The sequence below is a fragment of the Paraburkholderia sp. MM5496-R1 genome, from assembly GCF_050436205.1.
Taxonomy (GTDB): domain Bacteria; phylum Pseudomonadota; class Gammaproteobacteria; order Burkholderiales; family Burkholderiaceae; genus Paraburkholderia; species Paraburkholderia tuberum.
On the sequence record NZ_JBNDLT010000001.1, the window covers coordinates 811,865 to 832,109 of the forward strand.

19 protein-coding genes and 4 pseudogenes are annotated in these 20,245 nt (G+C 63.4%); 14 read left to right on the top strand and 9 right to left on the bottom strand.

Annotation, left to right across the window (positions count from 1 at the left end):
* Positions 1 to 28: 28 nt before the first annotated feature.
* From OKW38_RS04090 to OKW38_RS04115, 6 genes are all read left to right on the top strand, one after another.
* Positions 29 to 898, top strand: a complete 870-nt coding sequence (locus tag OKW38_RS04090; protein WP_090810929.1) for a carbohydrate ABC transporter permease — start codon at positions 29 to 31, stop codon at positions 896 to 898.
* The gene (locus OKW38_RS04095) at positions 898 to 1,749 is read left to right on the top strand and encodes a carbohydrate ABC transporter permease (protein ID WP_429360114.1); all 852 of its coding nucleotides are present in this window, start codon (positions 898 to 900) and stop codon (positions 1,747 to 1,749) included. Before OKW38_RS04090 ends, OKW38_RS04095 begins: the two co-directional genes overlap by 1 nt.
* A gap of 56 nt (positions 1,750 to 1,805) precedes the next feature.
* Positions 1,806 to 2,690, top strand: a complete 885-nt coding sequence (locus tag OKW38_RS04100) for a phosphatidylinositol-specific phospholipase C (protein WP_429360116.1) — start codon at positions 1,806 to 1,808, stop codon at positions 2,688 to 2,690.
* 1,449 nt (positions 2,691 to 4,139) lie between these two features.
* A complete protein-coding gene (gene phbB / locus OKW38_RS04105; protein ID WP_429332685.1) occupies positions 4,140 to 4,883 on the top strand; it encodes an acetoacetyl-CoA reductase in 744 nt (247 codons plus the stop codon).
* A 375-nt stretch (positions 4,884 to 5,258) separates the two neighbouring features.
* Positions 5,259 to 5,453 carry a hypothetical protein gene (locus tag OKW38_RS04110; protein WP_244144728.1) on the top strand — a complete coding sequence of 65 codons (195 nt, stop codon included), beginning with the start codon at positions 5,259 to 5,261 and terminating at the stop codon, positions 5,451 to 5,453.
* A gap of 139 nt (positions 5,454 to 5,592) precedes the next feature.
* Entirely contained in the window at positions 5,593 to 5,847 is a 255-nt protein-coding gene (locus OKW38_RS04115) for a hypothetical protein (protein ID WP_090810919.1), read from the top strand.
* 112 nt (positions 5,848 to 5,959) lie between these two features.
* On the opposite strand, the gene OKW38_RS04120 is transcribed toward OKW38_RS04115, so the two are convergent.
* Positions 5,960 to 6,337 (bottom strand): DUF3022 domain-containing protein, encoded by a 378-nt coding sequence (locus tag OKW38_RS04120; protein WP_090810917.1) that lies wholly within the window; start codon positions 6,335 to 6,337, stop codon positions 5,960 to 5,962.
* A 302-nt stretch (positions 6,338 to 6,639) separates the two neighbouring features.
* On the opposite strand from OKW38_RS04120, the pseudogene OKW38_RS04125 reads away from it, so the two are divergent.
* A pseudogene (locus tag OKW38_RS04125) lies at positions 6,640 to 7,116 on the top strand (ATP-binding cassette domain-containing protein); the annotation flags it as partial.
* A gap of 44 nt (positions 7,117 to 7,160) precedes the next feature.
* Here OKW38_RS04125 and OKW38_RS04130 read toward each other — a convergent pair.
* Positions 7,161 to 8,024 (bottom strand): alpha/beta fold hydrolase, encoded by an 864-nt coding sequence (locus OKW38_RS04130; RefSeq protein WP_429360118.1) that lies wholly within the window; start codon positions 8,022 to 8,024, stop codon positions 7,161 to 7,163.
* 108 nt (positions 8,025 to 8,132) lie between these two features.
* On the opposite strand from OKW38_RS04130, the gene OKW38_RS04135 reads away from it, so the two are divergent.
* A complete protein-coding gene (locus tag OKW38_RS04135; protein WP_184069590.1) occupies positions 8,133 to 8,984 on the top strand; it encodes a LysR substrate-binding domain-containing protein in 852 nt (283 codons plus the stop codon).
* A gap of 177 nt (positions 8,985 to 9,161) precedes the next feature.
* Here the strand turns inward: OKW38_RS04135 and OKW38_RS04140 are convergent, their stop codons facing one another.
* The gene (locus tag OKW38_RS04140) at positions 9,162 to 10,292 is read right to left on the bottom strand and encodes an MBL fold metallo-hydrolase (protein ID WP_187615619.1); all 1,131 of its coding nucleotides are present in this window, start codon (positions 10,290 to 10,292) and stop codon (positions 9,162 to 9,164) included.
* An 84-nt stretch (positions 10,293 to 10,376) separates the two neighbouring features.
* On the opposite strand from OKW38_RS04140, the gene OKW38_RS04145 reads away from it, so the two are divergent.
* The 4 genes from OKW38_RS04145 to OKW38_RS04160 all read left to right on the top strand — a co-directional run bounded on the left by OKW38_RS04145 (position 10,377) and on the right by OKW38_RS04160 (position 12,484).
* Entirely contained in the window at positions 10,377 to 10,991 is a 615-nt protein-coding gene (locus OKW38_RS04145) for a TetR/AcrR family transcriptional regulator (protein WP_429332682.1), read from the top strand.
* 251 nt (positions 10,992 to 11,242) lie between these two features.
* Complete coding sequence (locus OKW38_RS04150) at positions 11,243 to 11,617, top strand: hypothetical protein (RefSeq protein WP_429360119.1); 375 nt, start codon at positions 11,243 to 11,245, stop codon at positions 11,615 to 11,617.
* Between the two features lie 4 nt (positions 11,618 to 11,621).
* On the top strand, positions 11,622 to 11,969 hold the full coding sequence (locus tag OKW38_RS04155) for a hypothetical protein (protein WP_429360121.1): 348 nt from the start codon (positions 11,622 to 11,624) through the stop codon (positions 11,967 to 11,969).
* 23 nt (positions 11,970 to 11,992) lie between these two features.
* On the top strand, positions 11,993 to 12,484 hold the full coding sequence (locus tag OKW38_RS04160; RefSeq protein ID WP_429354337.1) for a lytic transglycosylase domain-containing protein: 492 nt from the start codon (positions 11,993 to 11,995) through the stop codon (positions 12,482 to 12,484).
* A 74-nt stretch (positions 12,485 to 12,558) separates the two neighbouring features.
* Here OKW38_RS04160 and OKW38_RS04165 read toward each other — a convergent pair whose 3' ends face one another.
* From OKW38_RS04165 to acnB, 5 genes and pseudogenes are all read right to left on the bottom strand, one after another.
* Positions 12,559 to 13,827 carry an RNA polymerase sigma factor gene (locus tag OKW38_RS04165; RefSeq protein ID WP_429360123.1) on the bottom strand — a complete coding sequence of 423 codons (1,269 nt, stop codon included), beginning with the start codon at positions 13,825 to 13,827 and terminating at the stop codon, positions 12,559 to 12,561.
* Positions 13,824 to 14,192 (bottom strand): YciI family protein, encoded by a 369-nt coding sequence (locus tag OKW38_RS04170; protein ID WP_018422516.1) that lies wholly within the window; start codon positions 14,190 to 14,192, stop codon positions 13,824 to 13,826. The genes OKW38_RS04165 and OKW38_RS04170 overlap by 4 nt, the downstream gene beginning before the upstream one ends.
* Positions 14,193 to 14,281: 89 nt before the next feature.
* Positions 14,282 to 14,809: a LysR substrate-binding domain-containing protein gene (locus OKW38_RS04175; RefSeq protein ID WP_429360685.1), complete on the bottom strand. Its 528-nt coding sequence runs from the start codon at positions 14,807 to 14,809 to the stop codon at positions 14,282 to 14,284.
* Positions 14,763 to 15,218: pseudogene (locus OKW38_RS04180) on the bottom strand (hypothetical protein); the annotation flags it as partial. The pseudogene OKW38_RS04180 and the gene OKW38_RS04175, both read right to left, overlap by 47 nt.
* Before the next feature lie 47 nt (positions 15,219 to 15,265).
* A pseudogene (gene acnB / locus OKW38_RS04185) lies at positions 15,266 to 17,852 on the bottom strand (bifunctional aconitate hydratase 2/2-methylisocitrate dehydratase).
* Between the two features lie 289 nt (positions 17,853 to 18,141).
* Between acnB and OKW38_RS04190 the strand changes: the two are divergent.
* Together OKW38_RS04190 and OKW38_RS04195 are read left to right on the top strand one after the other, a co-directional pair.
* Positions 18,142 to 18,744, top strand: coding sequence for a DUF1326 domain-containing protein (locus tag OKW38_RS04190; RefSeq protein WP_090810898.1), 603 nt, complete (start codon positions 18,142 to 18,144; stop codon positions 18,742 to 18,744).
* A gap of 2 nt (positions 18,745 to 18,746) precedes the next feature.
* Complete coding sequence (locus OKW38_RS04195) at positions 18,747 to 19,538, top strand: DUF2182 domain-containing protein (RefSeq protein ID WP_090810896.1); 792 nt, start codon at positions 18,747 to 18,749, stop codon at positions 19,536 to 19,538.
* A 53-nt stretch (positions 19,539 to 19,591) separates the two neighbouring features.
* Here OKW38_RS04195 and OKW38_RS04200 read toward each other — a convergent pair.
* A pseudogene (locus OKW38_RS04200) lies at positions 19,592 to 20,077 on the bottom strand (alpha/beta fold hydrolase); the annotation flags it as partial.
* Positions 20,078 to 20,245: the final 168 nt, after the last annotated feature.

A 20,245-nucleotide genomic window follows, 5' to 3' on the forward strand; every position in this document is an offset into this window, starting at 1 on the left:
CAGCGCAGACAAGCGTGGGAAAGAGTCGATGAGCGGGTTGCGACGTTATCTGCCGCTGATCGTCCTGATGAGCCCAGCCGCGCTCGTGCTCGGCGTGCTGGCGCTCTACCCGATGGCGCGCGTGCTGATCGATTCGTTTTTCTCGGTGAATTACGCGTCGGGGCATCGCTCGTTCATCGGGCTCGCCAACTATCGATCGGTCATTGCGGACGGCGAGTTCGGCACGAGTTTCGTCAATACGATCCAGTTCATGAGCGTGGCCTCGCTCGCTGAAGTCCTGTTCGGCCTCGCGCTCGCGCTGCTGTTCGTGCGCGCGTTTCCGGGCCGGCGCATCGCCTTGCCGCTCGCCGTGCTGCCGATGATGCTCTCCACGCTCGTGTGCTCCGCCATCTGGCGCAATTGGCTCAATTACCGCGGCTTCCTGAATGCGCTGCTCACGGCGGCAGGTCTGCCGGCGGTGCCCTGGTTATCCGATCCGCACCTCGCGCTCTGGTCGCTGATGTTGGTCGATGTCTGGCAATGGACGCCGATGGCATTCCTGATCATTCTCGCGGGGCTGCAGTCGATTCCGCCGGAAATCGCCGAGGCGGCCCGCATTGACGGCGCGAACGAATGGCAGTGCCTGCGATACATCACGCTGCCGCTCGTTGCACCCCACGTCGCCCTCGCGATGCTGCTGCGCTCGATCGACACCTTCAAGCTGTTCGACAAGGTGTACGCATTGACGGGCGGCGGTCCGGGCAATGCCACGCAAACGCTGTCGACGTACATCTACGACACGGGTTTCCGGTTCTTCAACGTAGGACCCGCCAGCGCGGCTTCGGTACTGATGCTGCTCACGTGCGCGGTGCTGGTCTCGGGATACATATGGAAATCGGCCGTCAAGCGCGACCGTTGATGCCTCCCGCACGCTTACAGGGTTTCGCGCGACGCTCGTCCGCTGCCGCGGTGCGAGGGCTGTTGCGGATCGCTGCGCTGGCGGTGTTGCTGCTGCCGTGCATATGGATGGCTGGCGCGGCCTTCACGCCGACGCTGGAACGCCTCGCCCATCCGCTCGCGTTGTGGCCTTCGGCGCCCACGTTCGAGCATTTCGCGGCGGTGTGGGAAAGCGGCATGGCCCAGTCGGTGCTGAACTCCGTGTGGGTCGCGCCAGGCGCCACGTTGCTCGCGCTCGCGCTGGCTTTTCCGGCCGCTTATGCCCTCGCGCGGCTTGCATTTCCCGCGCGCCTCGATCTGCTGTTCCTGCTGCTCGTGCTGGCACTGAAGCTGATGCCGCCGATTACGGTGGCCGTACCGCTGTTTTCGCTGGCCAAGTGGCTCCATCTGCTCGATTCGCTGTTTGGGCTGATACTCGCCTATCAGCTGTACGCGCTGCCGATGGCGATCTGGATGTTGCTGCCGTTCGTGCGCGACGTGCCGATCGAATTCGAGGAGGCCGCGGCGCTCGACGGCGCGAACCTCGCGCAGCGCATCGTCTTCATCGTCGTGCCGCTGTGCGCGCCAGGTCTCGTTGCCACCGCCATCTTCGTGTTCATCATCGCGTGGAACGAGTTTCTGCTGGCGCTGTTGTTCGTCTCGTCGCCGAGTCATTTCACGCTGCCGCTCGCCATGGCGGGTTATGTGACCGAGAACGGCATCGACTGGGGTGAACTGATGAGCGCGGGGCTGATTTCGTCGGTGCCGACGCTTCTGCTCGCGGGCTATGTGCAGCGCTATCTGCTGCAGGGCTTTTCGGGCGGGTTGAAGTAGGGGCTCCGACTTCACGCCGCCGTTGCAGCAGACGCTTTGCTTATCCAGAGGTTCTCTTGCGCCCTGCCCTGACTGATCACACCGTTTCGCCGGCTGACTGGATGTCGGCCATCGATAGCAGCCGCTTGCTGTCCGCACTGACCTTGCCGGGCAGCCATGACACCTGCGCCTACACGGTCGATGACCGGCTCGCGCGCACGCAGCATGCCACGCTCGACGATCAGTTGCACCATGGCGTGCGGGTCCTCGACATCCGCTGCCGCCATGTGCGTGATCGCTTCGCGATTCATCATGGCGGCATCTCGCTGGATCTGACTTTCGACGATGTGGTGCGGACATGCGCGCAGTTTCTCGCGCTTCACCGCGGCGAATGTATCGTCATGTCCGTCAAGGACGAATGGCCCGCGCGCGACTGCGCCCGCGCATTTGCCGCGACCTTCGAATGGTATGTGGAAAGACATGCGGATGTGCGCTGGCACCTTGCTTCCGGGCGGCCGCGGCTGGAGGCGGTACGCGGGAGCATCGTGCTACTGCGGCGCTTCGCGAGTGAAGCGCCGCTCGGCATCGACCTGACAGTTTGGCCCGAGAACGCGACGTTCGATATCGACGTCGCGCCGGCGCCATTCACCATTCAGGACGAGTTTCGCGTGCCGGTGCCGACATCGATCGCTTACAAATGGCGCGCCATCGATTCACTGTTGAACCTCGCCCCCGCTCTGTGCGACGAGCGGTGGGTCATCAACTTTTGCAGCGGCACGGGGATGGCGGCGGCGCCGGTCGTCGTGGCGTGTGGCGATACACGGCATCGCGGCATTCACGAGCAACTTGCGGAGCGACTCGCGGCTCGTCCGGAACCACGCGGCACGCTGATGCTCGACTTTTGCGACTGGCAGGACTGGCGCCTCGTTGATGCGTTGATCGACTGCAACTGGAGCCGATAAGGTTTCGCTGCGGGTATGACGTTGCCCGCGAACATCAGCGTGGTTCCTTGTTTGCCTGAGGCTGCCGCGGTGGCGGCTTCGATTCTTGTCCGCGTTGCGCCGGTTCACGCGTACAGGCGTCCGGCGGCGTGACATAAGGAACGTCGTCGCGGCAACAGGCATAGATCGGAAACCCATACGCGTTCGTGCCGACGATGGTCGTTGGCCCGTGCAGCGGGCACACCGCCTTCATGGCGCCTCCTTGAAACTCATCGATCAATCGCTTCCATCTTACGCTCGCGTGCGAACGGTGTTCTAGGTGCGCCTGCGTTGCCCTTCGAAACCCGGTCCCGTTCACCGCTGCCGACACGCATTCGCTATGCGTGCCGCGCCGCAGCGTTCGTCATTCTCTACAGCACGCGCCGCGGACGAGCGACGCTCCCTGGGCAGCCGCCCCCTCGTGCAGAGCGAGCCGGCCGGGCCCAGGCAGAAGTGTCTGACAGGGTCGGCTGAATTGTCATTTTCTTGCATAACATGCAATGATGCATCCGGGTGGTGCTCACTGCAGTGTCCTGTCATTTCGGTCATTTTCGTGACATTGTTGGGGTGCTCTGCGAAGCAATCGGAGAGCGCACTCATCATCGCTGGCCATTCGCGTCCTTCGTTCGGACGTTCAAACGTCGACTTAGCTCGACTACGCCCCTGACAGCCGACCTTTCTGGATAGGGTATTCACCTAGCCTTTCTTCTCAAAAATTTAACATTTCGAAGTTAGAATTAACCTTCTAAAATCGATTGTTATGTCATTTCATGACAGTTGAAGTAGCGGGCGAAGCATCCGGTCAGTGGCACGGCAGGATTGACGAGGGTTATGGCCAATCGATTGGCCGCGACCCGATTATGGACACGTGTCGTCATTCGACTGTTGAATACCGACGATCAGAAGTGCGATCCGGGCCGAACTGGTTTTGTGGTGTTTATTTAGTCTTACTTATAACACTTTTGCTCCGGAATCCTCTGCGACCGACATTCAGCACATTCATTGCGCATGTCGTCTCCGGGGCAAGCGGGTTCGAAATCAATCGAGGGAGAAGCAATGAGAGACCTTTCGTCCGAAGTTTTGCTGAAATTCTGCCGAACGAATGCGTCGATTTTTCTTTCGCTCGCCAGCGAAGCGTTTGAAGGGCGCAGAAACTCGCCGCCCTGAACCGGCAGGCGAGAAACACCATTCGGGGCATCTGGAATCTTTGAGCAGTGCGCCGGCGCGGCATATCGCCGCGAGCTGACGCACCCGGCTCCATTCGCGCAATACCACAAGCCTATAAAAACCCGCGCAGTTCAATCAATGCCGCAGCCGTTCCTCCCTTGACGCTGGAGGCGGCAGCGCATTGTGGCAAAGCGATGGCGGGTATGCGAGACGGCCATTGGGTATTCACGATCCTCGCAGACATTACGATCACGGATGGAAAGGATGACGGAACGAATCGTAGTAGTAACGGGCGGCATGGGCGGCCTGGGAGAAGCGATCAGTACGAAACTGCACGACGCAGGGTATGCGGTGGTAGTCACGCACTCGCCGAACAACACCGGTGCGGACAAATGGCTGGCTGACATGGAAACTCAGGGCCGGAGCTTCCGCGCTTACCCGGTCGATGTGGCCGACTACGACTCATGCCAGCGTTGCGCGGACAAGGTTCGGGCGGAGGTCGGCCCGGTCGACATCCTGATCAACAACGCGGGGATCACCCAGGACATGACCCTCAGGAAGATGGACAAGGTGAACTGGGATGCGGTCATTCGCACGAACCTCGATTCGGTCTTCAACATGACCAAGCCGCTGTGCGAAGAGATGGTCGCACGAGGCTGGGGGCGCATCGTCAATATTTCGTCCGTCAACGGTTCAAAAGGCTCGGTCGGCCAGACCAACTACGCCGCGGCCAAGGCCGGCATGCACGGCTTCACCAAGTCGCTGGCACTGGAAGTGGCGCGCAAAGGGGTCACCGTCAACACGATTTCGCCGGGCTACCTGGCCACCAGGATGGTCACCGCGATTCCGCAGGAGATTCTCGATACGAAGGTCCTGCCGCATATCCCGATGGGCCGTCTCGGCAAGCCCGAGGAAGTCGCGGCGCTCGTGCTCTATCTCTGCTCGGATGATGCCGGCTTCGTGACCGGCTCCAACATCGCGATCAACGGTGGCCAGCACATGCAGTAACGCGACACACCGCGCCGGTATGCGCCGGAACATCGGACGAAGCGGCGTGAACCATTCACGCAACACCCCTGTGCTTCCATGAGAGGAACGTGTCATGAGTGAGACCTGGATGGGCCTGATCATTGGGGGCTCGGCCCTCAGCATCGCAATGCTGATGGTGATTGATCACTATCGCCGTGAGCGCAGACGGGCACGACTGCTACGACATCTGGATCATCATGAGTGGTGGCATCAACCGCGCGGGCGAATGTAGATGCATCGTCCGTGCCAATAACAAATCAGATACATCGAGAGGGCTGAAGAATGACACCGGAAACCCCCGGACAACTAAAGGCCACAGGCCATCAGATTACGGTTCGTGCGAGGCGCGGCTGCATGCGGGTCGCCGCAGTGTGGCAGGTATTGATGCCGGTCGCGGATGCCATCGAGGACGTACGGATTACGAGCAACCGTAAACGTGACGTCGAAGACATGACGATCGCGTTTGCCGACAGGCTCTCCGGATCGCTGCACACCGTTCTCAGGCAGTTCGAGACGATGCCGTGGGTGGCCGCCGCGGAGCTTTGCTGAACACCGGGGCCGTGCCGCTAGCAATGGGTCGCGTCGCCACGCGCGCCCCGCGCCCCGCATGGGTTGTTTGGCACGAACCGGCCAATTGAAGCCGGACGTATACGACCGGACCCGGCCGGTCACCACCTGAGAGAAGTGGATGAAAACAACAATCAAGAAAGGGCCCCCGGACAGGGAGAGCCCCTATACACCCCTGACCGCTGGAGATGCGATTTCCCATCTCGAACGGATCCTGTCCTCCGATGGCGCGGATTCGTTGTTCAGCCGGACCTACTGGCGCGCGCGTGTTCAGCAGGTGAGCGCTACTCAAGGACTGACTCCGCAGCAGCAGGCAAGGCTCGTGAAGTTGCTCGAGTCGCTCCCGCCCCCGGTCCCGAGCGAAGAATCGTGCTAGTCACTTTTCGACCTCGCTACATCGTGGAGATTCGGGCGCAACTCGATTGGCAGGCGGCTGCCGGCTCGGACAGCCAATCGCCAGGCCGCGGTCGCACGCCGTCCGCGATGGATTAGAGCTGATCGTCGACATCCAGCAGCCGATCCTCCACCTGCAGGTCTTCGGCGCACTCTCCTCGCAAGGGCAACTCACCGCCTTCCGGTCGGGGTCGATCGCGGACCATTTGGCAGAGGCGTTCGCGCACGAGGATACGTTGTGCCGTGTCCATCTGCGCGTAACGCTGAATCTGCGAATCCGAAAAGTGGAGTGTGAGCACGCATCGCGCATCCAGCGTCGTGTCGCCATGTGACTCGACGACCCAGGAGGCCTGGATGAAGAACGTCCGGCCGTCGTCGTAGCTGCTGATCGCGGGCGCCTTCGGCGACTCGAATAGGGTGGAAAGAGCCAGTTCGATTTCTTCTACGCGCTGGTTCAGATCGATGTCTTTCATTGAAAGTCCTCCTTGTGGTCGAGGGCCCGGTTGCGTGGCCTCGGGCATTGTCGTGACCGCGGGTTCGCTCGACGCTGCGCCCGAGTCGCCCGCTGGCACGACGGCGCTCGCGTGTCAGCACTATGCGTGCCGGCTTTGCGCCTGGCCCCGCCGAATTGATGAATCGATGAATACGCGAGCAAGAACTGTGTCCGGCTGCCGCTGGCCGCCCAATGAAGAGGCAGCGCGCTTCGGCTGAAGCCGTCGAAATCGCTGGCGCGTCCCGAAGTGGGTGCGCGGCTCGTGAAGCAAAGCGCGGACTACGACCGTGCCAGCGCGCGCTGGCCGGCATCGGCTGGGTGCCGCAGGAACGCAATATCTTCAAGTCGCTGACGGTCGAAGAGAACCTGACGGCGATCGCCGTGTCCGGTCCGTGGGATCTGGCTCGCATCTACCGGATGTTCCCGCGCCTGCAGGAGCGCCGCGCCGATATGGGCAACCAGCTCTCCGGCGGCGAGCAGCAGATGTTGGCCATCGGCCGCGCGCTGATGCTCAATCCCAAGGTGCTGCTGCTCGACGAACTGCTCGAGGGCCTCGCGCCGATTATCGTGCAGGACTTGATGCGCATCCTCTCGGAGATCATCCGCGAAGGCCTCTCAGTGATTCTGGTCGAGCAGAACGCGCGCAAGGCGCTGGGCATCACGCACAACGCCGTGGTGTTCGAGCGCGAATCGGTCGTTCATTCGAGTACGGCGGCCGAGTTGCTGGCCCAGGATCACAAGATCGATACCTTGCTGGCCGGGAAAACCAGCGTGCACGCCGGAGCACTCTCCCGTCAACCGGGCTACGCCGCGAAAGTCGCAACCGCCCTGTTGAACGCATCCGGTCTCGCGACATTCATCCCATGCGACGCACCGTCGATCGTTTCGCGTTCGGCAAACTCGATCCACTGTTCGAGCTTGTCGACCGTATTGCGGAACATACGGGGACTTTTCTGGCCGTCGATCAACAACGTACGGCACTTGATATCGCGCGCGGCTTCCGGCGTATAGGCGGGAAGCGGATCGAGCAACTGCTTTGGCAGCGTGAGCGCGTTGTCGAGCGCCATGCGACGAAAGCTCTCCGGGCTTTTGTTCCAGAACCCCGGCATGCTCACCGAGTCGACGAACATCGACAAGCCGGCGTCGAACTCGCCCCGCTCGATCAGTTCCGCGACCCGTGCGCGCAACACGTTGGTCGCTGGCGGCATGAACACGGGCTGCCCCCTCGGTTCGGTTTGCAGCGGGCCGCCGGGATCGGCTAGCGTCAGCGTTTTCACGAGGCGCGGAAATTCGCGCGCGAGATGGAAAGCCACGCACCCACCCCGCGAGTGACCGACCAGATGAACGGGAGCGAGGTCGAGCGCCGTGATGAATCCGGCAATTTCCTCGACGTGCGCCTCCCAACTGAAGTCGCTGTGTCCAAATGCATCGATCTCGGGCCAGTAATGGCTCAAGCTCGGCGCGAAGCAGCGAAACCCGCCCGACAGGGAGGCCATCTGGGCGTCCCAATAGCGATAGTCGCAAAGCGAGCCGTGCACGAACACCATCGGCTCGCCGCGCCCGGACTCGACATACGGTATCGCAAGACTCGATGCGGTGGTCACAAACGATGGCGCGGACGCGCCAACGGCCGAGGCCAGAATCGATGGGCTGATACGTGCATTCATCACAGGGCTCCTTTGTCGCCACTATCGAGGGTGTGCTCGCAAAAGAAAATCGCATAATATTGATGGAATCGATCTACTTTTCTGATATCAACCATCATGGCAACGGAAATGAAAGCGCTCGATCTGGACGTGCTGTCCATGATCATCGCGGTCGCGGACGCCGGCACGATCAGTCGCGCGGCGCAGGTCGTGCATCGTTCGCAATCGGCGGTGAGCATGCAGATCAAGACGCTCGAGACGGCGCTCGGCAAGGCGCTTTTCGTGCGCAAGCCTCGCAGCGTGGTGCCGACGCAGGACGGCGAAATGCTGTTGACCTACGCGCGGCGGATGATCGCCCTGCGCGACGAAGCGTGGGCAGCGGTGGTACGGCCCGACGTGACCGGACGCGTGGTGATCGGCGTGCCTGACGACTATGCGACGTCACTGTTCCCGCCGATCCTCAAGAAATTTTCGGCGACCTATCCGAAGGTGGAGATTCAGGTAGTGGGCCTGCCAAGCGTCGCTCTCGAGCCCATGTTGAAAGACGGCACGGTCGATCTCGTCTGCGCCACGCGCGTGAAAGGATTGCACGGCGAGTTCCTGCGTCACGAACCGATGGTCTGGGCCGCCGCGCCAGGCGCGACCGAGATCTGGCGTGAAAGGCCCTTGCCGATCGCCGTGTTTTTGCCCGGCAGCGTCGCGCGGGAGAAAGCCATCCGGAGCCTGGAGCGCGCGCGCATCACGTATCGAACCTCGTATGAAAGTCCGAGTCTGCTGGGTCTGCTGACGATGGCCGAGGCCGGACTCGCAGTGACTCCTTTGGCCAAGTGCGCGGTACCGGCTCACTTCTCGCTGCTGGGAACCGCGAATGGCCTGCCGGAAATCGGCACACTTGAAGTCGTGCTGGCGCGAAGTGCCGCTTCGAAACGGCCTGTGTGCGATTTTCTCGCGGAACGCATTCTCGCCGACCTGAAGAATTAACCCGCAGATCGACGGTTGCGTATCACGCCGCGACGGACAGTTCCGACGGAGCGTACTTCGAGGTCGCGAGCGCTTCGGCGGGAACGGCAACGTGCGCGCGCCGCACCCGCGCGCCGCCGAGAAACAGTCCGCTCGGGCGCTCTCGTGCGCCGCAAAGACGTGGCGGTGCCAACGACCTCAGGACGACTCCCCCTCCTGGACCCCGCGCGACGCGCACATCCGCCACGAAGCCTTCGGCACGGCAGCGGTTTGCGCAACGTCGCGCCACCAGCGTTCGCCGCGATGCACCGCGGTCAGATCGAGCCGCTCGCCCATGCGCGGTGTCGACAGCGCGACGCCGCGCGCGAGCGCCAGCCCCGTCACCCTTTCGAACGGCTCCTGCCAGCGATGCATCGCGAGGTCGAAGGTGCCGTTATGGATCGGCACGAGCCAGCGGCCGCGCAGGTCGATATGTGCCTGCACGGTTTCTTCGGGCTGCATATGGACGTATGGCCACATCGCGTCGTACGCGCCGGTTTCGATCAACGTGACGTCGAATGGTCCGAGGCGCTCGCCGATCGCGCTGAAACCCTCGAAGTAACCGGTGTCGCCGCTGAAAAATACGCGCAAATCGTGATCGACGATCACCCACGACGCCCACAACGTCCGGTTGCCGTCGAACAGGCTGCGCCCGGAGAAGTGCTGCGCGGGCGTCGCGGTGAACTCGATGCCCTCGACCTCCGTGCCCTGCCACCAGTCGAACTGCCGGACCTTTGCCGCGTCGATACCCCATTCGATGAGCCGGTCGCCGACCCCAAGCGGCGTCAAAAACACCTCGGTACGCTGCGCCAGTATCAGCACGGTTTCGCGGTCGAGATGGTCGTAGTGATCGTGCGACAGGATCACGCCGCGCAGCGGCGGCAAATCGTCGAGCGAGATCGGCGGCGCATGGAAGCGCTTCGGACCGAGATTGCGGAACGGAGACGCCCGCTCGGCGAACACGGGATCGGTCAGCCAGAACTTGCCGCGCAACTTCAGCAGCATCGTCGAATGACCGAGCCGGTACAGGCTGCGGTCGGGCGCCGCGTCGAGTTGCGCGCGCGTCAGCGTTTCGACCGGCAACGCGTCGGCCGGCACGGTGCCGCGCGGCTTGTTGAACAGCACCGTCCACGCGAGGCCGAGCGTTTTGCGCAGGCTTTCCGCCGGACGCGGCTTGACGTTGCGAAAGCGCTCGCCGTCATGCTGCGGCGACAGGCTGAACCTCGCGCGGCTGCGCTGTGCGGCGTTCACGCCGAGCATTCGGCGGACAAAGGCGGGAAGCGACGTCATGAAGTTGATCTTCCGAAGAAAATGTACACTCGGCAGTGTAGATTATCTTAAAGAAAAGTAAACTGCTCAGTGTAAAATCGTTGGATGGAATCCTGTGCCCGCCCCCAACGTCTGACTGACCGAAAGCGCGTCGCGATCGTCGCTGCCGCGATCGAGGAATTCCTCGCGGCCGGCTACGACGCTACCAGCATGGACCGTATCGCCGCCCGCGCGAATGTCTCGAAGCGCACGGTCTATAACCATTTCCCGAGCAAGGAAGCACTTTTCGCGGCGATTCTCCATCAACTGTGGGACGCGAGCCATGACGGCGATGCACCCTCTTATCGTGCTGACCAACCGTTGCGCGCGCAGTTGCTCGATCTGCTGGAGCGCAAGCTGCGGCTGCTTCACGACGAGTCCTTTTTGTCGCTTGCACGGGTGGCGATCGCGGCTGGCATCCATTCGCCGGAGCGCGCGCGGGACATGGTCGCTCGCATGGGCGAACGCGAGGAAGATCTGACGGCGTGGGTCCGGGCGGCCGCCGCGGACGGCCGCATCAAGACCGATGACCCCGTCTTCGCGGCACTGCAGTTGCAGGGGCTCGTGAAGGCTTTTGCCTTCTGGCCGCAAGTGGCGATGGGGCAAGTGCCGCTCGATGCCAAGGAGCAGAAGCGCATCGCGGAAGCGGCGGCGGATATGTTTCTCGCGCGGTATGCGTGAGTCGGTTTGCCGGACTGGGGCGTCAGGTCGATCGCGTTCCGACGAGCGTACGCGTAGCAATCGTTGTGGCTTTACCCGACAGGGCAAGAAGTTCTCTGCTCGAAGGCGGAGGTGCACGCAGCAACCTTCCGGGAAGCGGCGCCGCGAGAGCGAACTCTTTCTTTTTTCGCAAACGTTTGCCCCCAGGTATCAAGTCTCGGCATCCCAAGCCGAAAACGCGTACATCGCTACGAAACTTTGGAGACCCCGACGTGACGCGCGCTGTGCTCTTACTTGCCGTAATGTTTGTAACAGGCTGCGCACAACTGCAGCAGCCCAATACGGCTCAAGCCGAGAAACCTGCGGTGTCGGACGTGATCATGAAGTTCGACATTCCCGCCGATGCACTCGGCGCGCGCGATCCGCAACTGACTACGGTGCTCGCCAAGGCAGGTGCGCTCGCCGCCGCGCAGAAGCAGCCCACTGTGATCCGCGTAACGGCGCTGGGCCAGGACTTCAAGTACATCAACCAGGCGATCTGGCGGGGCGTGCCGCAGCAGGGGCTCAAACCCACGCTCGAAAACCTGACGAGCGGCACGAACCAGACGTACAGCGTCTCGATCCAGCCGCTACATGCGGGGAGCTGACACGATGCGCCTGATTGCTTTCGCCGCGGCATCGCTATGCTTAAGTTCGGCCACGTGGGCGGCCCAGCCGGCTACCAGCGCGCCTGCAACTGCGGCCGACACTGCCACCGCTGCCACCACAGCCTCTGCGGACAAGGTCTACCCGCCGCTGCCCACGCTCTCCATGCTGCCGCCCTCCACCGGCGACGACGACGATCTTCCCGCGCCGCGCTCGACGTCGCACAACAAGAAAAAGACGCACCAGCACGATTGCCGCTGCGCGATGCCCACGCCGCGCCTCGTCGTCTCCGATGCGTCGCGCACCTATCTCAAGGACATCGAGCGGCAGCTCGATTCCGCGCTGGCGCAGTAAAGCAGGACCTGGAGCCCCGATCCATGGACCAGCACAAGACCAACGCCTTCCGCCCTTTGCGGTCGTGGGCCCTATGCGCCTGGGCGGCGCTGCTGGCGCTCGGCAGTTCGGCCGCGCAAGCCGCCCCGTCCGCCGACGATTGCTTCGACAAGGCCGGCGCTTACCAGGGCGTCAATCCGCACGTGCTGCGCGCCGTGGCATGGCGCGAATCGAAAGGCGACGCGAGCGCCATCAACCGCAACGCCAACGGTTCGATCGACGTGGGGCAATTGCAGATCAATTCGATCCACTTTCCTGAACTCGAGAGCCGGGGCATTCCGCACCGCGCGCTCACGGACCCGTGCGTGAATATTTTCGTAGCCGCGTGGCTGCTCAAGCAGAAGATGGTGCGATACGGCAACACATGGCGCGCAATCGGAGCGTATCACTCGGAATCGCCGCACGAGCGCGACGCCTACGCGCGCAGCATCCAGGCGATTCTCGTGAGCTGGGGGCTGTTGCAGCCGGAGCGGTGAGGTTCAGGCGCAGGCCTGTCGGGGCAAAGCCGCCACGCCCGACCTGACGAAGCAGGCAAACGCAACCCACTCCGCTAACTGCTCGTCGATGCAAGCTCCATTCGCTTGCGCTGCAGGAACCGGCGCACGGCCGGATCGCGCTCAAGGCCGATTGCCAGATCGTACGCGTCGAGTGCTTGCGCAGTCGCGCCGGTACGCGCGAGCAGATTGGCGCGTGCGGCCCAGTAGGGCTGGTAGTCGGCCAGCCGCGGGTCGTCCGCATACGGCGCAAGCGCGTCGAGCGCCGCCTGCGGGCCGTCGCGTTCGGCCACGGCAAGCGCACGGTTCACGGCGACCACCGGCGACGCTGCAATGGCGAGCAGCCCATCGTAGAGCTGCACGATCTCGTCCCAGTTCGGGCGACGCGTCCGGCAGCGATCCACATGCGCCGACTGCAGCGCGGCCTCGAGCTGAAAGCGCCCGATTGCGTTGAGCGCGTTCGCGCGCCGCAGCAGTGCGTTCGCCGCGTCGATCATCGGCGCGTTCCACGTTGCAGGGTCCTGGGCCGACAGCGGCACGTAGTCGCCAGCCGCATCGCGTCGCGCATCACGCCGCGCCTGTGCAAACAGCATCAGCGCGAGCAGGCCCAACGTTTCCGGTTCGTCGGGAAGCAATTCGACGAGCAGTTGCGCGAGATACAGCGCCTCGTCGGCGAGGTCGCGCCGCTCGGTATCGCCGCCGACCGGGTCCGTCCAACCTTCCGCATACGCCGCATAGACCGCTTCGAGCACCGCGTCGAGCCGGCCGGGCAGCTCCTCGCGCTCGGGCACGCTGAACGGAATGCCCGCTTCGCGGATCTTCGTCTTCGCCCGCACGAGGCGTTTGCTCATCGCGGCGGGCGACATCAGGAACGCCGACGCAATCGTCTTCGCTTCCAGCCCCAACACCACTTGCAGCATCAGCGGCGTCCGAATCGCGGCCTCGAGCGCAGGGTGCGTGCACGCGAACAGCAGCGCAAGCCGCCGGTCGGGCAACGCGCCTGCCTCACTCTCGTCGATCTCGTCGGCGAGGATCATCAACTGGTTCGCCACGTCGTCGCCAACCTGGCGATGACGCGCGCCATCGATCGCCCGGCGGCGCGCGACCGTCATCAACCACGCTTCAGGACTCGCGGGACAGCCGTGCTCCGGCCAGTCCGCGAGCGCGGCCGCGAATGCGTCGGCGAGCGCGTCCTCGGCTGCGGCGACGTCGCGCGTGCGCATCGCCAGCAGCGCGACGAGCTTGCCGTAGCTGCGGCGAGCGACCGCCTCGGCAATCGACCGCGCGGCGCCGTCATCGCCCAGGGCGCCGCCGGACGCACTCATGCAGTGGGTGCCTCGTAAGGGGCGGTCCAGACCGGGCGCACCTCCATGACGCCGTGCGCCGCGCCGGGACAACGCGACGCCCACGACATCGCCGCGTCGAGGTTCGGCACGTCGATCAGGTAGTAGCCGGCGAGTTGCTCCTTCGAATCGGAATACGGTCCATCGAGCACCTGCGGCTTGCCGTCGACGAGCCGCACCGTGGTGGCCGTGTTCGTGTGCTGCAGCCGGTTGGCCCCCACCAGAGCCCCCGCTTTCTTCAACGATTCGGTGTACGCGTGATAGGCGGCAACGCCTTGCTGCCGCTCGCTGTCGGTCATCTTGTTCCAGCCGTTTTCTTCCGAGTAGATCATCAACAGGTATTCCATTTGAGCCTCCGTCATGGGGTTGAGGCGGATGAATTGCATCGGCCGCCATCACAATGACGCGCGGGCCGCATGCTGACGGACAGGGGGCGTCAAAAAAATCGCGGACGACCGCCTGGGACCCACGCCGCATTGGAAAAAGACGCCTGGATCGCAGCCCGTTCGACCGTGTTTCGCCAAGCATTGTCGGGCGGGTCAAGTGCCTTGTCGACCGGGGATTGGCTGCGGCGCGGTAAGGCCGGACCGCGATCCCTGTTCGGCATGATCCGGTGTCGGCGGAACACTCGCCAGGTCCTGACCGGGACAAAGGCCGGACCGGGATCAGACGTCAAAATTTCCGAAACGAAATCGATAAATACGCGAGTCTTGGTCGGCAATCGTCGGCCGGCAGGATGAACGGCGTGGATGGGCATCGGCGCCGGCGCGAAATCCGGCAACAGGCTGACGACCGCACCGCTCGCGATCTCCGGCGCAAAGAGCCACGCCGGCGCTTGAACCAGTCCCATATGGGCGAAGGTCGAAGCCCTCCTCGACCAGATTGACGGTTCGCTCCGTGGCCGACAGGTCCACGGACACGTTCGGATACCTGGCGAAAAATGCCGGCAGGCGCGGCACCACATACAGCCGGCCAAAAACCGGCGCCACGGTGACCCGGACCATCCCCGCCAGCGAAACCTGACCGCGCCCGACGGACGATTCGAGCTCCGTGAAATCTCCAATGATGCGCAAACCCGCTTCATAGACCGATTGTCCCGTCTCGGTCGCTACGCGGCTGCCGCTGCCCAGCGGGGAAACACGGTGCAGTTGGAAATCTACGAGGGACTCCATCACGCGTTCCAGCGCTCGACCGACGAGCTTGCAAGCGCCCGATACGCGTTGGACCAGGTCGCGGGGTTTGTCTTGCGATGCGGATCGGCTATCGCCAGGCCCTGAGATTCCGCTGCGATCCCGGCGAGGCTGGCCCGCGCGGACCTCGACTCGAACGCCGCAAAAAAAATGGCGCCGCAGGCATTCAGCCCACGGCGCCATTTCGTGGCGCTACGACGCGAACCACACGCCGTAGCCCGGCAGCACACTTACATCGTCACGGCGTCGGCGACTTCCTTGAAGTCCTCGATCTGGTCGAAGTTCATGTATTGATAGATCTTGTCGCCGTTGGCGTTGAGCACGCTCATGTCGGCCATGTACTCTTCCTTGGTCGGGATCTTGCCGAGGCGCGAGCAGATCGCCGCCAGTTCCGCCGAGCCGAGGTACACGTTCGTGTTCTTGCCGAGACGGTTCGGGAAGTTACGGGTCGACGTCGACATGACCGTCGCGCCTTCGCGCACCTGTGCCTGATTGCCCATGCACAGCGAGCAGCCCGGCATTTCGGTACGCGCACCAGCCGTGCCGAAGACGCCGTAATGGCCTTCCTCGGTCAGTTGCTTCTGGTCCATCTTGGTCGGCGGGGCCACCCACAGCTTGACCGGGATGTCGCGCTTACCTTCCAGCAGCTTCGACGCGGCGCGGAAGTGACCGATGTTGGTCATGCACGAGCCGATGAACACTTCGTCGATCTTCGCGCCGGCTACGTCGGACAGCGTCTTCACGTCGTCCGGATCGTTCGGGCAGGCCACGATCGGCTCGTGGATGTCGGCGAGATCGATCTCGATGACGGCTGCGTATTCGGCGTCGGCATCCGGCGACAGCAGTTGCGGGTCGGCCAGCCACTGCTCCATCGCCTTGATGCGGCGCTGCAGGCTGCGCGGATCCTGGTAGCCCTGGGCGATCATCCACTTCAGCAGCGTGACGTTGCTGTTCAGGTATTCGATGATCGGTTCCTTGTTCAGGTGCACCGTGCAACCGGCGGCCGAGCGCTCGGCGGAAGCATCCGACAGTTCGAACGCTTGCTCGACCTTCAGATCGGGCAGGCCTTCGATTTCGAGAATGCGGCCGGAGAAGATGTTCTTCTTGCCTTGCTTGGCAACCGTCAGCGTGCCTTGCTTGATCGCGTACAGCGGGATTGCGTTGACGAGGTCACGCAGGGTCACGCCCGGCTGCATCTTGCCCTTGAAGCGGACCAGCACCGATTCCGGCATGTCCAGCGGCATCGTGCCGGTGGCGGCCGCGAAGGCGACCAGACCCGAACCGGCCGGGAAGCTGATGCCGATCGGGAAGCGCGTGTGCGAGTCGCCGCCGGTGCCCACGGTGTCGGGCAACAGCATGCGGTTCAGCCACGAGTGGATCACGCCGTCGCCCGGGCGCAGCGCGATGCCGCCACGGTTGCTGATGAAGTTCGGCAGCGTCTGGTGGGTCTTGACGTCCACCGGCTTCGGATAAGCGGCAGTGTGGCAGAACGACTGCATGACGAGATCGGCCGAGAAGCCGAGGCACGCCAGGTCCTTCAGTTCGTCGCGGGTCATCGGGCCCGTGGTGTCCTGCGAGCCGACCGAGGTCATCTTCGGTTCGCAGTACGTGCCCGGACGGACGCCCTGGCCTTCCGGCAGACCGCAAGCGCGGCCGACCATCTTCTGCGCCAGCGAGAAGCCCTTGCCGCTATTGGCGGGCTGCTGCGGCAGGCGGAACAGCGTCGACGGGGCGAGGCCCAGCGCTTCGCGTGCCTTGGCGGTCAGGCCGCGGCCGATGATCAGCGGAATGCGGCCGCCGGCGCGCACTTCATCGAACAGCACGTCGGACTTGACCTGGAACTCGGCGATCACTGCGCCGTTCTTCAGGGCTTTGCCTTCGTACGGGCGCAGTTCGACCACGTCGCCCATTTCCATCTGCGACACGTCGAGTTCGATCGGCAGAGCGCCGGCGTCTTCCATCGTGTTGTAGAAGATCGGGGCGATCTTGCCGCCGAGGCACACGCCGCCGAAGCGCTTGTTCGGGATGAACGGGATGTCTTCGCCCGTGAACCACAGCACCGAGTTGGTGGCCGACTTGCGCGAGGAGCCGGGTGCCGACCACGTCGCCCACGTACGCGACCAGGTGGCCCTTTTCCTTCAGCGACTCGATGAACTTGACCGGGCCGCGCTTGCCGTCTTCTTCCGGGGTGATACCGGGACGCGCGTTCTTCAGCATTGCCAGTGCGTGCAGCGGGATGTCCGGACGGGTGGTCGCATCCGGGGCCGGCGACAGGTCGTCGGTGTTGGTTTCGCCCGTCACCTTGAAGACGGTGATGGTCAGGCTTTGCGGCACTTCCGGACGGCTCGTGAACCATTCGGCGTCGGCCCAGCTTTGCATCACGGCCTTCGCGTTGGCGTTGCCCTTGTCGGCCAGTTCCTTGACGTCGTGGAACTGGTCGAACATCAGCAGGGTTTTCTTCAGCGCGTCGGCGGCCACGGTGCCCACTTCGGCGTCGGACAGCAGTTCGATCAGCGGCTGGATGTTGTAGCCGCCCAGCATCGTGCCGAGCAGTTCCGTCGCACGGGCGCGCGAGATCAGCGCGCAGGCGGTCTGGCCGTTGGCCACGGCGGCGAGGAAGCCTGCCTTCACGCGGGCGGCTTCGTCCACACCGGCGGGCACGCGGTTGGTGATCAGGTCGAGCAGCGTCTGCTCTTCGCCAGCGGGCGGGTTCGTCAGGAGTTCAACCAGCTCGGCGGTCTGCTGAGCCGTCAGCGGCAGGGGAGGAATGCCGAGCGCGGCGCGTGCGGCCACGTGAGCACGAAAATTTTCAAGCATGGGGGACCTGCTGGTATTTGCGTTTCAGGGAAAGGCTTTTAAGGCACTCCAAGCTGTGCCGGGCACTGCTTCGATCGCGATTTTAATTGCAATACCCATGCAAGGTCAAATGTCTTATGTCTTATATAAGAGTTGCGCCCCTCCTGCACCGCAAAAGCACCGACTGTGTAAGCCGCTTCAATCATTCGCAGTGCCCCGAACACTTTGATTCCTGCCCGCTTAGCGGCTACAACAGAGGATGTCCGGCGATGTTCTTCCCGGCCGGAGCCAACCGGCAGCGGAGGCGTGAATGAGCTATCAACTGATGGGCAGCATCCTCGAAGTGTGTGAATGCAAGGTGCTGTGTCCGTGCTGGATCGGAGAAGATCCCGATAACGGCATTTGCCGCAGCGCGCTTGCATACCACTACGAGCAAGGCATGATCGACGGCGTCGATGTATCGGGCCTGACGATCGCGTTCGCGGCGTTCATTCCCGGCAACGTGCTCAAAGGCGGCTGGCGCGTCGCGATGTTCGTCGACGAGCGCGCGAGCGACGCGCAATTCGACGCCCTGGTTAGCGTGCACCGTGGCGAGCGCGGTGGCCCCATCGCGGATCTCGTGCAGTTGATCGGCGAAGTCGTGTCCGTGGAACGCGCGCCGATCGAATACGCGGTCGTCGACGGCAAGGGCAGGATGAAAGTCGGCGAAGCCATCGAGGCCGAGTTGGAGCCCTATCGCGGCCCGACCGGCGAGCCGACCAAACTGGTCGAAAGCATCTTTTCGACGATACCCGGCTCCCCTGCTTTCGTCGGCAAGGCGAACGCATTCCGACTGCGGCACGAAAAGCTCGATCTCGACCTCGCCTTGACCGGACATAACGCCATTCAGGGATCGTTCAGCTTCGCGTCGTGAAGATGCTCGCACGCTCGCGGCTGTTCGCGCCGCTCTTCGTCGCATTGACGGGCAGCGCGTGGATCGCGTTATGGATATGGGACGCGGGGCCCTATGCGCGTTTTCTGCATCATGCGAGTTGGACCGAACTGCCGCTCGTCGGCCCGATATGCCGTGAGGTGCCCGGCGCGAGCCTCACGATTGCGGCATTGCTGCACAGCGTCGCATGGCTGCTGATGATCGCGGCGATGATGCTGCCGACCGCCTTCCCGCTCTTCGACACCTTCCGGCGGATGACCGTCGCGCACTCAAACCGGCGCACGCTGATGGCGCTTCTGATCGTCGGTTATGCGACGATGTGGGCGCTGTTCGGCGTGCTCGCGCACGGCTTCGACGCGGCGCTCCATCTGGTCGCGGACCAGTCTGCGAGCTTGCTTGCAAACGGCTGGCTGATCGGCGCCGCGATCGTCGCGCTCGCGGGCCTTTATCAGTTCAGCAGCCTCAAGCACCGATGTCTCGACAAATGCCGCTCGCCGCTGATGTTCATCACCGAGCATTGGCGCGGCAGGAGCGCGCGCCGCGAAAGCTTTGCGCTCGGCATCAGTCACGGCGCTTTCTGCATCGGCTGCTGTTGGGCCCTGATGCTGCTGATGTTCGCGGTCGGCACTGGCAGCGTCGGCTGGATGCTGGCGCTCGGCGCGATCATGTCGGCCGAGAAGAATTTCAGCTGGGGCAGGTCCATCGGCAAGCCGCTCGGCATTGCGTTGCTTGTGTGGTCCGCATGGATCGTCCTACAGCACGCCCGCATCGCCTGAGCCATGCGCGGCATCTTGCGCCCACGTAGCCCCGTTACCCCTCTGCGCTTCCAAAGAACGCAGTGAGTTCGCCGGCGACCGCGCGCGGTTGTTCTTCTGGAATGAAGTGCCCGCAGTGACTGATGGTGCGGCCTATTGGCCGCCTTTCGCCGCAAGAACCAGTCGAGGTATTCACGTTCCTTGCCGGCGAGCAGCACTTCCGGCAGGTCCGGTAGCCCGTGAAATGCGAAATGCCAGGTGCGCCATGCACGCTCGGGCGCGCTCGGCAACGCATCAGGCAACGTCACGCCGGGGATCCCCGCATCCAGCAGCGCGAGTCGCCGGACTTCGTCGCCGAACATTACGGCGTAAGGAAAAGCCACCCACGCTCCAATGTCGTGTGCAGCAAGAAAGTACCGGGTCATCCCCCGTTGCTGGAGCAAACCGTGAACATGGCTCGCAAGGGCTTGTGTGTCGTAGCCGTCCATCGGACGATCCGAATCACCTTGTCCGGGAAGGTCCGGTGCGACGACTCGGTAGGTCTTTGCGAGCAGTCCCATCACTTTGCGCCAGGCGAACCAGCTCTCGGGAAAGCCCGCGAGCAACACGACCACGTCGCCCTGTGGGTTTCCACCGGTGACGTAGTGCAGCCTCAGTCCGTCGACTGTCGCGAACTTGTGCTCGAATCCTGCTAGCCCCGCAACGGGCCTTGCTACTGGCAACGTGCT

What these genes read in the sequence shown, in the direction of transcription:
- OKW38_RS04090 (WP_090810929.1), top strand. Translation starts at nt 29, where the DNA reads ATGAGCGGGTTGCGACGTTATCTGCCGCTGATCGTCCTGATGAGCCCA.
- OKW38_RS04095 (WP_429360114.1), top strand. Translation starts at nt 898, where the DNA reads ATGCCTCCCGCACGCTTACAGGGTTTCGCGCGACGCTCGTCCGCTGCC.
- phbB (WP_429332685.1), top strand. Translation starts at nt 4,140, where the DNA reads ATGACGGAACGAATCGTAGTAGTAACGGGCGGCATGGGCGGCCTGGGA.
- OKW38_RS04110 (WP_244144728.1), top strand. Translation starts at nt 5,259, where the DNA reads ATGCGGGTCGCCGCAGTGTGGCAGGTATTGATGCCGGTCGCGGATGCC.
- OKW38_RS04115 (WP_090810919.1), top strand. Translation starts at nt 5,593, where the DNA reads ATGAAAACAACAATCAAGAAAGGGCCCCCGGACAGGGAGAGCCCCTAT.
- OKW38_RS04120 (WP_090810917.1), bottom strand. Translation starts at nt 6,337, where the DNA reads ATGAAAGACATCGATCTGAACCAGCGCGTAGAAGAAATCGAACTGGCT.
- OKW38_RS04130 (WP_429360118.1), bottom strand. Translation starts at nt 8,024, where the DNA reads ATGAATGCACGTATCAGCCCATCGATTCTGGCCTCGGCCGTTGGCGCG.
- OKW38_RS04135 (WP_184069590.1), top strand. Translation starts at nt 8,133, where the DNA reads ATGAAAGCGCTCGATCTGGACGTGCTGTCCATGATCATCGCGGTCGCG.
- OKW38_RS04140 (WP_187615619.1), bottom strand. Translation starts at nt 10,292, where the DNA reads ATGACGTCGCTTCCCGCCTTTGTCCGCCGAATGCTCGGCGTGAACGCC.
- OKW38_RS04145 (WP_429332682.1), top strand. Translation starts at nt 10,377, where the DNA reads ATGGAATCCTGTGCCCGCCCCCAACGTCTGACTGACCGAAAGCGCGTC.
- OKW38_RS04155 (WP_429360121.1), top strand. Translation starts at nt 11,622, where the DNA reads ATGCGCCTGATTGCTTTCGCCGCGGCATCGCTATGCTTAAGTTCGGCC.
- OKW38_RS04160 (WP_429354337.1), top strand. Translation starts at nt 11,993, where the DNA reads ATGGACCAGCACAAGACCAACGCCTTCCGCCCTTTGCGGTCGTGGGCC.
- OKW38_RS04165 (WP_429360123.1), bottom strand. Translation starts at nt 13,827, where the DNA reads ATGAGTGCGTCCGGCGGCGCCCTGGGCGATGACGGCGCCGCGCGGTCG.
- OKW38_RS04170 (WP_018422516.1), bottom strand. Translation starts at nt 14,192, where the DNA reads ATGGAATACCTGTTGATGATCTACTCGGAAGAAAACGGCTGGAACAAG.
- OKW38_RS04175 (WP_429360685.1), bottom strand. Translation starts at nt 14,809, where the DNA reads ATGTGGTGCCGCGCCTGCCGGCATTTTTCGCCAGGTATCCGAACGTGT.
- OKW38_RS04190 (WP_090810898.1), top strand. Translation starts at nt 18,142, where the DNA reads ATGAGCTATCAACTGATGGGCAGCATCCTCGAAGTGTGTGAATGCAAG.
- OKW38_RS04195 (WP_090810896.1), top strand. Translation starts at nt 18,747, where the DNA reads ATGCTCGCACGCTCGCGGCTGTTCGCGCCGCTCTTCGTCGCATTGACG.